This window comes from Micrococcus antarcticus, assembly GCF_044872765.1.
GTDB lineage: Bacteria > Actinomycetota > Actinomycetes > Actinomycetales > Micrococcaceae > Micrococcus.
Genome location: NZ_CP085253.1, coordinates 1,522,704 through 1,536,902, shown reverse-complemented (window position 1 = coordinate 1,536,902; position 14,199 = coordinate 1,522,704). Strand labels below are relative to the sequence as shown.

Here is a 14,199-nt window from a genome sequence, read left to right as displayed (position 1 = left end):
ACGGCGGCCAGCCACCGCGCCCGTCCTTCCGGCGGCGGGGGCGTCCCAGTGTCAGGGCCGCGGGGGGTAGGCGTCTGACGACGCGGGTTCGTGCTCACCGCCACACGTGGAGCAGGTAGCCGTAGCTCAGTGACGTCGCTGCGGGGTGCTCGGCGAGCCACGCGTCGGCGACCCCTCGCTCAAACTCCAGCCGCAGGACGGCCTCGAGGTCGGCGCGGGAGTCGAAGGTCCACGAGCTCATGACCTCACGGGTCTCGGCCCCGACGCCGGCCCACCACTCGCGCGCGTACGTGTCCTCGCCCTGCGCCGCGGCGTTCGTGCTCGCCCGCAGCAGCTCGGCGAACTGGCCGCGCTCGGTGTCGTTGTCGATCACCACGAGCGCGCCGCCGGGCCGCAGCACCCGGGTGACCTCGTCCAGGCCGGGTCGGACGTCCCAGCGCGGGTGCGGGAAGAAGTACGCGAACCGGGCGTGCACGACGTCGACGCTCGCCTCCGGCAGCGGGATCCGCTCGGTCGAGCCGTACAGCACGCGAGCCCCGCCGGGGCGGGCGCGGGCGGCCCCCAGCAGGCGCGCGTCCGGCTCGACGGCGATCGTCTCGGCCGCGTCGGCGTAGCGGGGCAGCCAGAAGCCGGTGCCCGCACCGAGGTCGAGCAGCGTCCGCCCGGCCCAAGGCGCCGCCTCCTGCAGCGCCGCCCAGAGGGCGCCCTCACGGTCCATGGCCGCGTTCTCGATCTCGTACAGCGCCGGGTCCACGCCCTGGTTGCCCGAGGGCCGGAAGTCGGGCAGGTCCGTGGCCGGTCCGCCCGGTGTGCTCTGTGTCATGCCCGGGAGTGTGACACACCGCCCCTCCACGCCAGTCCGTCACACGGGTCTGCCCCGGCCCGCCGCGCCCCGGAGAGGCTCCGGCCGGTCCCGGATGGCGCGGTGGCGGCTCATATGACGCGCGAGCCGGCCGTCCGCTGGACTCGCGGCGGCCCGCCGCGTGGGATGGGCTCACCACCCATCCAGAGCGGCCGAGAGATCTGGCTCGACGACGCCGCAGCAACCCGCCCGCCGCCCCGGACCCCGGGAACGGCAGGCCCGGTGCTACCGCCAGGACCGATGGAGGAGAGCAGATGCCCCGTCACGCCACGCAACAAGTCCACGCCGGCTACGAGCCCGCCGCACCCCACCGGCCGGTCGTCCCGCCCATCCACCAGACCACGGCGTTCCGCTTCCCGGACCACGCCACGGCGGCATCGATGTTCCGGCTCGAGACCCCCGGCTTCACCTACAGCCGCACGGGCAACCCGACCGTCGCGGTGTTCGAGAACCGCCTCGCCGCACTGGAGGGCGGCATCGGCGCGATCGCCACGGCCACCGGCCAGGCCGCCGTCGCGCTGTCCCTGCTGGCGCTGCTGCAGGGCGGCAAGCACCTGGTCGCCTCCAGCCAGCTGTACGGGGGCACCGTCGACCTGCTGACGGACACGTTCGCGGACTTCGGCATCGAGGTCACCTTCGCGGACCCGGCGGACCCGCCCGCGTGGGCGGCCGCGGTCCGGCCCGACACCCGCGCGTTCTTCCTCGAGGCCATCACCAACCCGCTCGCCACCCTCCCGGACCTGCCCGCGCTCGCGGACCTCGCCCACGCGGCAGGGGTGCCCGTGGTGGTGGACAGCACCCTCGCGACGCCGGCCCTCTACCGGCCGCTGGAGCACGGCGCCGACGTCGTCGTGCACTCGGCCACCAAGTTCCTCGGCGGGCACGGCGCGGTGCTCGGCGGCGCGATCGTGGACGGCGGCACGTTCGACTACGGCGCGGCGCCCGACCGGTGGCCGCAGCTGGCCCGGCCCAAGGCCCGCTACGGCGGGCAGACGCTGGTCGAGCGGCACGGCCGCGGCGCCTACCTGACGCTGGCCCGCAGCAAGTTCCTGCACGACCTCGGCCCCACCCTCGCCCCCGCGAGCGCGGCGCAGTTCATCCAGGGGCTCGAGACCCTCGACCTGCGCGTGGCCCGCCACACCGCCACCGCCCTGGCCGTGGCCGAACACCTGGCCGGGCACCCCGCCGTCGCGCGGGTGCACCACCCCGGCGTGGCCGGGCATCCCAGCGCGGCGCTGGCCGCCCGCGACTTCCCGGACGGCGTCGGCTCGGTGTTCTCCTTCGACCTGGCCTGCGGCCGCGAGGCCGTGGCCCCGTTCCTCGACGCGCTCGAGCTGTTCCAGCTCGTGGTCAACGTCGGCGACGCCCGGTCCCTCGTCTCCCACCCGGCGACCATGACGCACTGTCGCCTGACGCGGCAGCAGCGCGAGGCCGCCGGGATCGCCGAGACCACCGTCCGGCTCTCCATCGGGCTGGAGTGTCCCGACGACCTGATCGCGGACCTGGACCGTGCCCTGGCCGTGGTGACCGCCGCCGTGCCGGCCGTCCCCGCCGCCACGCCCGCCGTCCCCGAGACCGCCGCCGTCACCCAGGAGGTGCGCTGAGATGACCGCCGTCCACCACACCACCCGCTCCGTCTCCCGTCCCGCCGTCCGCGGCTTCACCACCACCGCCGTGCACGCCGGGCAGGAGCCCGACCCGCTGACCGGCGCCGTGGTGCCGCCGATCTACCAGACCAGCACCTTCGTGCAGGACGGCATCAACGTGCTGCGCGCCGGGCACGAGTACAGCCGCGGCTCCAACCCGACCCGGAACGGCTTCGAGACCCAGCTCGCCGCCCTCGAGCACGGCGACCGGGCGTTCGCGTTCGCCTCCGGGCTCGCCGCCGAGGACGCCCTCCTGCGGGCCGTGCTGCGCCCCGGCGACCACATCGTGCTGGGCGGTGACGGCTACGGCGGCACCCACCGCCTCATCACCACCGTCCTCGAGCCGTGGGGTGTGTCCAACACCCCCGTGGACATCACCGACCCGACGGCGGTCGCCGCGGCCGTCCGCCCCGGCCGCACCGCGCTGCTGTGGGTGGAGACGCCGTCCAACCCGCTGCTCGGCATCGCGGACCTGGCCGCCTGGGCGCAGATCGCCCACGACGCCGGCGCGCTGCTGGTCGTGGACAACACGTTCGCCTCGCCCTACCTCCAGCGGCCCCTCGACCTCGGCGCGGACGTCGTGGTGCACTCCACCACCAAGTACATCGGCGGGCACTCGGACGTGCTCGGCGGCGCCGTGGTGGTGGCCGACCGCGAGTTCCGCGGCCGGGCGCTGGCCGAGGCGGTGGCCTACCAGCAGTTCGCCGCCGGTGCGGTCGCCGGCCCGCAGGACTCCTACCTCGCCGCCCGCGGCCTCAAGACGCTCGGCCTGCGCATGGACCGGCACGGCGCCAACGCCGCCGCGCTCGCGGGCTGGCTGCAGGGCCGCCCCGAGGTCGCCCAGGTCTTCTACCCCGGGCTGCCCGACCACCCGGGCCACGAGCTCGCCGCGCGGCAGATGGACGGCTTCGGCGGCATCGTCTCCATCCGGTTGGCCGGGGGAGAGGCCGCGGCCCGCGCGTTCGCCGAGGCCACCGAGCTGTTCGCGCTCTCGGTCAGCCTCGGCGGGGTCGAATCGCTGCTCTGCTACTCCTCCGAGATGACCCACGCCTCCGTGCGGGGCACGCCCTTGGCCGTCCCCACGGACCTGGTCCGGCTCTCCGTCGGCATCGAGGACGTGGCCGACCTGCAGGCGGACCTCGAGGCCGGCCTCGAGTGCGCCGCACGCGTCGCCGCCGGCCGCGGGGCGCCGTCGTCGTCCGCGGTGCCCCGTCCCGCCCCCGCCCACCACCGCACCACCCGCGCCCGCACCCCGGAGAGGACCCGATGAGCCACGCCACCCTTGTCACGAGCACCGTGCCCACCCGCGTGGACGACCTGACGTTCAGCATCCACACAACGCCGTTCGACGAGGACTACACGCCCGCCGCCAGCACGCGCGCCACCACGAACTTCGCGAACCTCGCTCGCGGCGCGGACCGGCGGGAGAACCTGCGCGCCGCCCTGGCCATGATCGACGGGCGCCTCAACGACCTCGCCCCCTGGGACAACCCGGAGCGGGACCGCTACGCGGCACGGATCGAGATCGTCTCGATCGACGTGCACTTCACCGCCGACGACGGCGCGGACGTCGACTTCCCGCTCATGGAGATGCTCGACGTGCGGGTGGTCGAGCGCGCGACGGGCGCCGTGCTCGGCCGCAGTGTGGGGAACAACTTCTCCTCCTACGTCCGCGACCACGACTTCTCCGTGGTGCTGCCCGCGCACGCGGCGACATCGCCGGGGACCGAGGAGCCTGACGGCTTCGGCGACCTCCACGGGCGGCTGTTCCGGCACCTGCTCGACTCGCAGGCGTACCGGGAGCGGTTCCCGCAGCCGCCCGTGATCTGCATCAGCGTGTCCACGAGCCGCACCTACCGTCGGCTGACGAACGAGCATCCGGTGCTCGGGGTCGAGTACCGCCAGGACGAAGCCTCCCGCACGGACCGCTACTTCGGTCGGATGGGCCTGGGGATCCGGTGCTTCCTGCCGTGCGGGTCCGTGGCGCCGCTGGCGTTCTACTCGCGGGGCGACCTGCTCAACGACCACGCGAACCTCTCCCTGGCCGGGCTGATCGCCACCATGGAGACCTTCCAGAGGATCTACCGGCCGGAGATCTACAACGCGAACGCCGGGGCCGGTGAGGTCTACCGGCCGCGCCTGGACCACGGCGACTTCTCGCTGACGCGGATCGTCTACGACCGCGAGGAGCGGGCCCGCCTCGGCCGGGAGCAGGGGGAGTACACGCAGGAGCACTTCGTGGGCCCGCACCGCGACCTGCTGGAGCGCTGGGCCGCCGCCCACGCCGCACGAGACACCGAGGAGACCCGATGACCACCCTGATCCCCACCGCCCTCGTCGGCAGCCTGCCGAAGCCCGGCTGGCTCGCCGAGGAGGAGACGCTCTGGTCGCCCTGGAAGCTCGAGGGGGAGCGGCTGCGCGAGGGCAAGCTCGACGCGCTCGCCCTCGCCGTGGCCGACCAGGAGCGTGCGGGCATCGACATCGTCTGCGACGGCGAGCAGACCCGCCAGCACTTCGTCACCACGTTCATCGAGCACCTCGGCGGTGTGGACTTCGACCGGCGCGAGACGGTGCGGATCCGCGACCGGTACGACGCGAGCGTGCCGACCGTCGTCGGGGAGGTGGGCCGACCGTCGTCGGTGTTCGTGGACGACGCGAAGGCCCTGCGCGCGCGGACGGACCGGCCCATCAAGTGGACCCTGCCCGGGCCGATGACCATGATCGACACCCTCGCCGACCGCCACTACGGCAGCCGCGAGAAGCTCGCGTGGGAGTTCGCGCGCATCCTCAACGAGGAGGCGCGGGAGCTGGCGGCGGTGGGCGTCGACGTCGTGCAGTTCGACGAGCCCGCGTTCAACGTGTTCTTCGACGACGTCCGCGACTGGGGCGTGGCGACGCTCGAGCGTGCGGCCGAGGGCCTGACGTGTGAGACGGCCGTGCACATCTGCTACGGCTACGGGATCAAGGCGAACAACGACTGGAAGGCCACGCTCGGGGAGGAGTGGCGCCAGTACGAGACGTCGTTCCCGCTGCTGCGCGAGTCCACGATCGACACGATCGCCCTGGAGCGGCACCACTCCCGGGTGCCGGCGGAGCTCATCGGCCTGCTGCGCGGCAAGAAGGTGATGGTCGGCGCGATCGACGTGGCGAGCGACGAGATCGAGACGCCCGAGGAGGTCGCGGCGACCCTCCGGGAGACCCTCGAGTTCGTGGACGCGGACAAGCTGATCGCGAGCACCAACTGCGGCATGGCGCCGCTGGCTCGATCGGTGGCGCGGGACAAGACGGCGGCGCTCGTGGCCGGCGCGCGGATCCTCCGGGAGGAGCTGGGCGGGGAGTGAGGGGGCGGTGTCGGTTCAGCCCCACACGTCGGAACCGGTGATGAGCCGGACCGCGAGCACCGCCATGACCACCGCGATCACCACGTCCACCACGCGCCACGCCTTCGGGTCGGCGAGCACCCGGGCCAACAGGCGCGCGCCGTAGCCGAGCGCGGTGAACCACAGGACCGAGGCGGCGACGGCGCCGGCGGCGAAGACCCACCGCGCGTCGGGACCGTGCTGGTTGGCGAGGCTGCCCAGCAGCACCACGGTGTCCAGGTAGACGTGCGGGTTGAGCCAGGTCAGCGCGAGCGTGGCGGCGACGACCGAACCCGCGGTGCGCGGCGCCTGCTCGGCCACGAGCCCCTGCGGGCGCAGGGCGGCACGCAGGGAGGAGACCGCGAACCAGAGCAGGTACAGGGCGCCGCCCCAGCGCAGCACCTCGAGCAGCCACGGCACGGCCTGCACGAGCGCGCCCACCCCGGCGGTCCCGGCCAGGATCAGCACGGCGTCCGAGGCCATGCACACCAGCACGACGGCGCCCACATGCTCCCGGCGCACGCCCTGGCGGAGCACGAAGGCGTTCTGGGCGCCGATGGCGACGATGAGGGCGAGTCCGGTGAGCAGGCCGGTGCCGGCGAGGGTCCACATGGGTGAGGACGCTAGGGCCCGGCCGGGCCTGAGCCAAACGAAGAGAACTGCAGGTGCCTCAGCTCTGCTTCATGAACCTGGATCAGCTGCAGGCGCTGCGTGCGATCGCGGATGAGGGCTCGTTCGAGGCGGCCGCGTACGAGCTCGGCGTCAGCGCCTCCGCGGTCAGCCAGCGCATCCGCGCCCTGGAGCGGGAGGCGGGCCAGGTGCTGCTCCGGCGCGGCGAGGTGCTGGCCGCCGTCACCACGGAGCCGCAGCCGGTGCAGGGGTGCGCGGCGGAGCCGCTGGGGAGCATGCGCTACGTCCCGCTCGCCTCGCCCGCCCTGCTCGCGCGACACGCGGCGGGCGACGTCGTCGACCTCGGCGCGATGCCCATGATGCGCTACAACGCGAAGGACGACCTGCAGCGCCTCGCGCTGAGCGGCGCCGGGCTGGACGTCGCCCCGCCCACGCACCTGGCGCCGTCGTTCGAAGGGTTCCACCGGTCCGTCCGGGCCGGCCTGGGGTGGGGGATGCTCGTGGACGCCCAGGCCGTCGAGGACGTGCGCGCCGGCCGGCTGGTCCGCGTGCCCGGGCTCGACGACGTCCTCGTGCCCCTGTACTGGCAGGCGGCCACGCTGCCCGTGACGCGCCTGGTGAGGCTCACACAGGCGGTGCGGGAGGCGGCCCAGCGGACGCTCGAGCGGGGGTGAGGCGGCACCGAGGTCGCGGACCGTCAGCGACGTCGCAGCGGTGCCGACGCCTCCATGGACGCCTCGGCCAGCACAGGCCGGAAGCCCAGCGCCTCATTCACGTCGAGCATGTGCCGGTTCTCCTCGGCGTTCCACGTGATGATCGCGCGGGCCTCGGGCAGCGCGTCGCGCACGGCGATGAGGTTCGCCGCCTTTACGCGCATGCCGAGGCGGTGGCCGCGGTGCTCGGGCAGCACGATGGTGTCCCATTGGTCGATCAGCCCGTCCGGGCGCGAGCGGGGCGCCACCAGCTCGCTCAGGGCGACGATCCGACCGGTGGCACGGTGCCGCGCCACCGCGCGGAAGAGCCGCCCGGTCGTCAGGATCTGCTCGTCCATGCGACGCACGCGGGCCGCATCCCAGACCTGCTCCACCACGGTGCGTTCCCCGGATGGCACGTCCGTGGCCATGCGGGCCTTGAGGACGGCGAGGTCGTCCTGCAGGGACGCGTCGGCCGCGCCCTCCCAGGCGTGGAGCTCGTAGTCCGCCGAGACGCCTTCGGCCTCGGCCAGGGCGACGGCGGGGTCGATCCCCGGATCGGCGAAGTCATACCGGCTCACCCGCTCGATCTGGACGAGCGCGAAGCCGTAGGACTGGGCGAGATGCACACCCGGATGCTCGGCGGGCACCGCGCCGGCGCCGTTGGGCGGGGTGAGCGCCCGTTGCCCGGCCACCGGCCGCGGCGTCAGCGGCCAGGTCTCGAAACGGGTGAGGCTGGCGGTGTCCTGGACGAGCCGCTCGGCCAGTGCGCGGCCGTGGCCCCGTCCGCGGTGCCGCGGGTGGACGTAGACATTGAGGGCGGCCGCGTCAGGGTCGTCGACGTGGTTGATCAGGACGCGGGCGTAGCCGACCGCCTCGCCGTCGACGTACGCCAGGTAGCGGCGCTGCGTGTGGTCGGTCTCGGCGGCGGCCTGGATGAGCGCGTTCGTGGGGGTCTCGTCCCACTCGGTCGTGCCGATCAGCTCGTGGTTGTACTCATCTCCGAGGCGGCAGTAGGCCCGCCAGTGGGGGTCGTCCGACGAGGCGGGCAGGGGGAATTCGATGATGTCAGGCATGCGGTGACTGCTTTCTGAAGAAAGGGGTGGGCGCAGAGGCACCCTTCGAGCCGTGCTCGAGACGGGCGCGCGGGGAGGCCGGTGGTGGGTCGTCGGACCCACGGGGTCACTGCTGCTGCATCATGGGGTGAACTGTGTCACGACGCGGATCGGTGGGCAAGGGCCTTTGTCGTCGAGATGCAGCGCGGATTTCACCTGACGCGCGGGGAACTCTTCGCATATCGGGCGGGATCCGGTCGGCGTGAAAACTGGGTGTCCAGGCGGGCGCCCCGCGCGCCCCAGGGCTCGCCAGAAACGTACGGGCGGCGGCCGCTCTGGCGGGTTGGTTGTGGCGAGTCATGTGGCGGGCGGACAGGGCCGGAGGTGGCGCGCACGGCGCATGGCGGGGCCCCTTGTCACAAACGACCGTTAGCGCCGCCGGCCCCTTCCGGGCGCAAAGTCACTCAGCCTAGGCCCGAGCATGACTAACAGGCGGGCCCTAGCCGCAGTGGGTCGGACGTTCTCGTGGTCCATCCACGACTGATCCCTCCGTGGGTGCCTTGGTCACCCCGCTGCGTCGGTCACGAACACGTTGTGCCGTGTTGGGCATCCCTTCACGGCGGTCCGCACCTCGGGCTTCAGGTCTTCGAGGATGACCCTGCCGCCCGTGTAGCCACGGCTCTCACCGAGGCGAATGAGTCGGTCCGGGGTGCGGACGCCCACCACCCGGTCGTCTTCCCGCTCGATCCGCGACCCGGCGGGGAAGGCCACGGGATCGGATGTGGCATCCGGTGCGCTGACCGTGTCCTCTTCCGCTACCACCAGGCATCCGCCGTCGGTGAGCTCCAGGCGGCCGGTCACGAGCTGACTGGACTCGCCCGAACGTTGCACCCAAGGCTCGTCCGCCACGAGGAGTCGCGTGCCGGCGTCGTCGATCAGTGAGATTCCCGGGCGGTCCGGGCCGCACCCGGTGGCGCAGAGCGCGACGGCGGCAAGTACTGCTGTGAATGAGAGGGTTGCTCTGCGTGTCATTAGTTGCTCCTGGTGTCCGGGACGAGGACTGGACTGCGCCAGTCTGTGAGCAGTGCGCGAGCTTGGAGGTGACCCGTCTATCACGTCCAGGCGCCTTGTTCTGAGGATCGCCGCCGGCGAGAACCGAGCACGGTGGAGACGACCGGTTCTGCCAGGTCCGCGAGGGGCGGCCATTTCGGTTGGCATGCGCGAGGTGAGCAGCCTGGGGAGAAGTCCGGACGGTCACGTCACGGGCGTCGGCCCGGGGCGGCGTGGGCAGGGAAGGCCAGCGCGGTTCAGCCGACCGGAGCGCTTGTGGAGGACGAGCTGGCTCCTGCGGGCAAGAGGAACAGCCCGACGCATGCGCAGGCGACGGCTGCGGCGATGGCGAATCCTGCGAACAGGCGACGGTTCTCTCCGTGCGAGCCGAAGGCGAGGGCTGCGTTTACCAGCATCCCTGCAACGCCGAGCGGAAGGAAGGCGAATGCCATCAGCACCGTTACGACGCCCTGGGTCATGATCAGCGCACGGACGAGGCCGTTGTCTTCGATGGGTTTGACCATTGCTGCTGTCGTGCTGCTCATCTGGGCTCCTCAACGGATGATCCAGGGCCGGCGAGTGCCGCCTGGGTGATGCACTCTCGGCGGTATGGGCCAAAGTGCCTCACAGCGATGTGACAGACGTTACTGTCCCAAATCTGGCCCGTCTATGCCCCGGATAAGGCCGCGCGTGTCGTACCACGGGCCTTGACCCTTGATCGTGGACACGGTGTCGGTTCGGTTATGCCGCTTCCGTGAGGGTAGCTGACCTCGCGGCGTCGTAGGCGTTCTCGTAGCTATTTGGGCTCACCTGGCCGATCGTGGAGTGGCGTCGGCGGGTGTTGTAGCGGTTCGCCCATCGGAACACGGCCCGGTAGGCCGTGGCCTGATCTGGAAATGCGGCCCGGCCCTCGAGTAGCTCCCGCTTGAGCGCGGCGTTGAAACTCTCCGCGAGTGAGTTGTCGGCACTCGTGCCCACCGCACCCATGGACTGGACGACGGTGAGCTGCTCGCAGAGGGCCGCGTAGGCCTTCGAGGCGTAGACGCTGCCGTGGTCGCTGTGAAACACGGCGCCGGCGAGACTGCCGCGGTCGCGGGCCGCGGCGCGGAGTGCGTCCTCGACGAGTTCGGTGCGCATGTGGTCGGCGACCTGCCAGCCCGCGAGCTTGCGGGAGCCGAGGTCGATGCACGTCGCGAGATACAGGTTCGACCCGTCTGCGATCGGGAGGTAGGTGATATCGCCGACGTACCGGCGGTTCGGCTCCCCGATCGAGAAGTCCCGGCCGATCAGGTCGGGGAACTTCCTCCCGGACTGGTCCGGGATCGTGGTCTTCACCCGGCGTCGCAGCCGGATCCCCACCAGCTGGTGCTCACGCATCACGCGGGCGACGCGCTTGTGATTCACCCGCTCGGCGGCGGTGGTGACGCCGTCGTTGAGGTCGGCGGTGATCCGGGGTGCCCCGTAGGCGCGGTCGCCGCCCTGGGCGGGGTCCTGCAGCACCCTGATCCGTGCGGCGAGGGCTGTATCTTCGGCCGCTCTCGCCGCCCGTCCCGGAGCCGCCGCGAGCCAGGCGTAGAACGACGACCTCGCGATCTCGACGATCTCGCACAACCGCTTCACGCCGTAGGCGTCCTTGTGGTCCTCGACGAACTGGAAGCGGTTCACCAGTTCGTCTCCCCGGCGAAATACTTCGCCGCCTGACGGAGGATGTCCCGCTCCGTCTCGAGCTTCAGCTTCTCCGCCTTCGACGCCGCCAGTTCCGCCTCCAGCCGCACGATCCTCGCCGCCTGCGACTCCGACCGCCCCGACGTGGGCGGCGACATGGTGCCGGCGGTCGTCGTGCCCGAGCCGTGCTTCTCGACCCACTCCCGCAGCGCACCGCGGGAGATCCCGAGGTCCGCCGCGATGCCATTCAACGTCGCACCGGGCGTCGACTCGTACAAGTCCACCGCCCGCTGCCGGAACTCGTCCGTGTAGTTCTTCCTAGCCATCCCTCGGATTCTCGCTTCCCCATCATCGTGTTGGAATCAGCGTGTCCAAGATCAGGGGTCAAGCACCCACCTCGCTCGTCATAGGTCTAAAACCTGGAAGCCACTTGCGACGGGAAAAGGGGGAGGCCGGGCCGGCAGGTTGAGGGCGTTTGGAGCTGTCTTCCAGTAGGACCTCGCCGTCTCTCGTCCCACGGCGATGTGGTGGCGAGACTTGTGGCTTGAATCTTGCGAGACACAAACGACCGTTTGCGGCGCTCGAGGGGGAGCGCTCGCTGACTGTCCAGACGCGGTGAAGATCGCACGCGAATCGCGAAGGACGGTTCCCTGGAAAATTGGGGGCGGAAAGCGCCAGACGATTCATTCCCTGACAGCCTCGATCCACCCGTGCCGGCGGGCCCCCGTGTCCTGCCGTGTGCCGCGGCCGACCACGGTGAACCCCGCCGCGGTCATCACGCCCGCGAGCTCGTCGACCGGCCAGTACCACGCCGTTGTGACGGCGTGATCGAAGGCCTCCACCTGGTCTGACGCGAAGAAGCCCAGCAGTAGTGACCCGCCAGGGCGCAGTGCCTGGTGTGCGCGCTCCAGGAGGAGAGGCATCTCCACCGGCGGCGTGTGGATGATTGAGTACCAGCCCAGGATCCCGTCGAAGGCGGCTACGGGCAGGGTCTGGAACGAGCCCGGCTCCACGCGTACCTCCGGGTGGGTTCGGCGCGCATGGGTGACGAACTCTTCGACCGGCTCGATGCCCGTCACCTCATGGCCCAGCGAGGCCAGGTGTGCGGTCCAGTGGGCCGGCCCACAGCCGACGTCGGCCAGAACCCCATCCACCCGGCCGGCCCAGGCTTCGACCAGGAGCCTGTCGTCCTCGGCCACGGCGTCCATGGTCCCCAGCAGCTCCGTGTACTCGGCCACCCGGGCGCTATAGGCGGCTCGGCTGGTGAGAAGTCCTTCCCGGGCGGCGTCGTCAGGGGTCACCGCTGCCCCTCCGCCGGCGCGAGGAGCTGCCAGAGCTCGTGGTCCTGCCAGCGGCCGGCGATCCGCAGGTACTGCGGGGCCAGGCCGTACCGCTGGAACCCGTGGTGTTCCAGCACGCGGCGGGAGGCGTGGTTGTGGGGGAGGATCTCGGCCTGCAGGCGGTGCAGGCCGAGCTCGCCGAAGGCGATCTCCAGGGCCTGCCCGACGGCAGCGGTCGCCACGCCGCGGCCCGTCGCCTCGCGGGCGACCCAATAGCCGAGTGAGCAGAACTGCCCGGCACCGCGGACCACGCTGGCCAGGGTGAGGCGGCCGAGGATCGAGCCCGCCGCGTCGGTGATGAGGTACGCGTAGGAGCGGTCCGCTGCGCGGTCACGGTCTGCCTGCTCGAGGGCCTCGCGTTGGCCGGCCTCGGTGAACCATCGGTCGGGGCGCTCCGGCTCCCAGGGGGCCAGGTGTGCGCGCTGCGACACGGCCAGCGCCGCGAGAGCTGGGGCGTCGTCGAGGACGGCAGGGCGCAGACGGACGGGCATGGGTCGAGGGTAGCGACCGTGATCCCGTGCGCTGGTCAAGCGAGGGGCAGGAGGAGCCGGCGTCAACCCTTCAGACCCTGACCAGCATATGAATCGAATTGGCGCGTTTTGGAACTCTTCGCTGCATCTCGACAGCGTATGAATCAAATTGGCGCGTTTTGGAACTCTTCGCTGCTGTAGAGATGCAGCGAAGATTTCACACGACGCGCGGCCAAGAGTTCACAAACACGCGCCACACGTTCGTCTCTGCAAAGTAGGCCGAGCTGGAGATGAGTGAAGAAGGGCATCCAGGACGGGGCCGTGCGAATTCGCCTGGGTGCGTAGAAGGCGCCTCCAGACTGGAGCCGCGGTACTTCCTGCGGGTCGCACGAGCGCATCCACGCCCACTCCGAACACTCTGCATGTCTAAGAGTTGCTACTGGATCGCCATCTGCCACGTCCGGCGGCAGGGTGTCCTAGGGCGTGTTGATAAAGGATTCGGGGACGTGGATGCGCGAGTCTGGGGTCATGTCGCGTGATGTCATCTCGGACGAGGTCTGGGCCGTGATCGGCCCGCTGTTCCCCGCGCCGAAGTCCACGGGTCGGCCGCCGGTGGATCGGCGCGCGGTGGTCGAGGCCACCGCGTGGCGCTTCCGCACCGGGGCTCCGTGGCGGGACCTGCCCGAGCGGTTCGGGAACTGGAACACGATCTACAAGAACTTCAACCGTTGGGCCGCCCAAGGCGTGTGGGAGCAGGTGCTCGAGCGTACTCAGTCCATGGCACAGCAGGCCGGCGAGCTGGATTGGGTGGCCTCGATCGATTCCACGATCGTGCGCGTCCACCAGCACGGGGCGACCCTGCCCCGCCCCACAGGGGGCCTGGATGAACTACAAGAAATCAGCGGACGAGCCGGCTGATCATGCCATCGGACGCTCCCGCGGCGGTCTGACGACGAAGAATCATCTGGTCTGTGATGGCAAGGGCAGGGTGCTGGCGTTCGTGGTGACCGGCGGGCAGGTCGCGGACACCTCGATGTTGGCCACCACGCTGGAGCTGATCAGCGTTGCCGGGGCCCGTGGGCGGCCCCGGACACGGCCTGACCGCCTGATTGCGGACAAGGGCTACCCCTCGAAGGCGAACCGGGCCTGGCTGCGCCGGCATGGCATCGCGGCCACGATCCCCGAGCGGGCCGATCAGATCACGCACCGGCGCAGACGCCCGGGCCGGCCGATCGACTTCGGTGAAGACCAGCGCCAGCGCTACCGGGGACGCAATGTCGTGGAGCGGTGCTTCAACCGGCTCAAGCAGTGGCGAGGGATCGCGATGCGTTCGGACAAGTACGCCCGGAACTATCACGCCGGACTCAGCCTCGCAGCGACACTGCACTGGCTGACTACCATCCTTTAGCAACACGCCCTAGTAGGCGATC

Annotated in this window: 13 protein-coding genes and 1 pseudogene; 6 read left to right on the top strand and 8 right to left on the bottom strand. The window is 71.3% G+C overall.

From position 1 onward, the window contains the following. Positions 1–94: 94 nt before the first annotated feature. Complete coding sequence (locus LG274_RS07120; RefSeq protein WP_404463611.1) at positions 95–823, bottom strand: class I SAM-dependent methyltransferase; 729 nt, start codon at positions 821–823, stop codon at positions 95–97. Positions 824–1,116: 293 nt separating this feature from the next. Here LG274_RS07120 and LG274_RS07115 point away from each other — a divergent pair, with 293 nt between their 5' ends. From LG274_RS07115 to LG274_RS07100, 4 genes are read left to right on the top strand one after another with little or no spacing between them, the layout of a single operon-like run. Beyond that, positions 1,117–2,466, top strand: coding sequence for an O-acetylhomoserine aminocarboxypropyltransferase/cysteine synthase family protein (locus LG274_RS07115; RefSeq protein ID WP_404463609.1), 1,350 nt, complete (start codon positions 1,117–1,119; stop codon positions 2,464–2,466). Position 2,467: 1 nt separating this feature from the next. Next, on the top strand, positions 2,468–3,778 hold the full coding sequence (locus tag LG274_RS07110) for a cystathionine gamma-synthase (RefSeq protein ID WP_362324170.1): 1,311 nt from the start codon (positions 2,468–2,470) through the stop codon (positions 3,776–3,778). Beyond that, on the top strand, positions 3,775–4,821 hold the full coding sequence (locus LG274_RS07105) for a DUF1852 domain-containing protein (protein WP_404463606.1): 1,047 nt from the start codon (positions 3,775–3,777) through the stop codon (positions 4,819–4,821). Before LG274_RS07110 ends, LG274_RS07105 begins: the two co-directional genes overlap by 4 nt. Further along, positions 4,818–5,849, top strand: coding sequence for a methionine synthase (locus tag LG274_RS07100; RefSeq protein WP_298714542.1), 1,032 nt, complete (start codon positions 4,818–4,820; stop codon positions 5,847–5,849). Before LG274_RS07105 ends, LG274_RS07100 begins: the two co-directional genes overlap by 4 nt. A gap of 15 nt (positions 5,850–5,864) precedes the next feature. Here the strand turns inward: LG274_RS07100 and lysE are convergent, their stop codons facing one another. Next, on the bottom strand, positions 5,865–6,479 hold the full coding sequence (gene lysE, locus LG274_RS07095) for an L-lysine exporter (protein ID WP_404463604.1): 615 nt from the start codon (positions 6,477–6,479) through the stop codon (positions 5,865–5,867). 71 nt (positions 6,480–6,550) lie between these two features. Between lysE and LG274_RS07090 the strand changes: the two genes are divergently transcribed. Further along, entirely contained in the window at positions 6,551–7,171 is a 621-nt protein-coding gene (locus tag LG274_RS07090; RefSeq protein ID WP_404466029.1) for a LysR family transcriptional regulator, read from the top strand. 23 nt (positions 7,172–7,194) lie between these two features. Here the strand turns inward: LG274_RS07090 and LG274_RS07085 are convergent, their stop codons facing one another. The 6 genes from LG274_RS07085 to LG274_RS07060 all read right to left on the bottom strand — a co-directional run bounded on the left by LG274_RS07085 (position 7,195) and on the right by LG274_RS07060 (position 12,790). After that, positions 7,195–8,265, bottom strand: a complete 1,071-nt coding sequence (locus LG274_RS07085; RefSeq protein ID WP_298986032.1) for a GNAT family N-acetyltransferase — start codon at positions 8,263–8,265, stop codon at positions 7,195–7,197. Positions 8,266–8,808: 543 nt separating this feature from the next. Continuing rightward, positions 8,809–9,276, bottom strand: coding sequence for a hypothetical protein (locus LG274_RS07080; RefSeq protein WP_404463601.1), 468 nt, complete (start codon positions 9,274–9,276; stop codon positions 8,809–8,811). Between the two features lie 275 nt (positions 9,277–9,551). Further along, positions 9,552–9,839 (bottom strand): hypothetical protein, encoded by a 288-nt coding sequence (locus tag LG274_RS07075; protein ID WP_400345810.1) that lies wholly within the window; start codon positions 9,837–9,839, stop codon positions 9,552–9,554. Positions 9,840–10,035: 196 nt separating this feature from the next. After that, a protein-coding gene (locus LG274_RS07070; protein WP_144862608.1) for an IS3 family transposase occupies positions 10,036–11,285 on the bottom strand; the annotation gives its coding sequence in 2 pieces (ribosomal slippage) (positions 10,036–10,976 and positions 10,976–11,285; 1,251 coding nt in all). Positions 11,286–11,642: 357 nt separating this feature from the next. Further along, complete coding sequence (locus LG274_RS07065) at positions 11,643–12,197, bottom strand: class I SAM-dependent methyltransferase (protein WP_404463599.1); 555 nt, start codon at positions 12,195–12,197, stop codon at positions 11,643–11,645. Positions 12,198–12,256: 59 nt separating this feature from the next. Next, positions 12,257–12,790: a GNAT family N-acetyltransferase gene (locus LG274_RS07060; protein WP_404463597.1), complete on the bottom strand. Its 534-nt coding sequence runs from the start codon at positions 12,788–12,790 to the stop codon at positions 12,257–12,259. 489 nt (positions 12,791–13,279) lie between these two features. Here LG274_RS07060 and LG274_RS07055 point away from each other — a divergent pair. Continuing rightward, positions 13,280–14,177, top strand: a pseudogene (locus LG274_RS07055) (IS5 family transposase). The last annotated feature ends 22 nt before the right edge of the window (positions 14,178–14,199 follow it).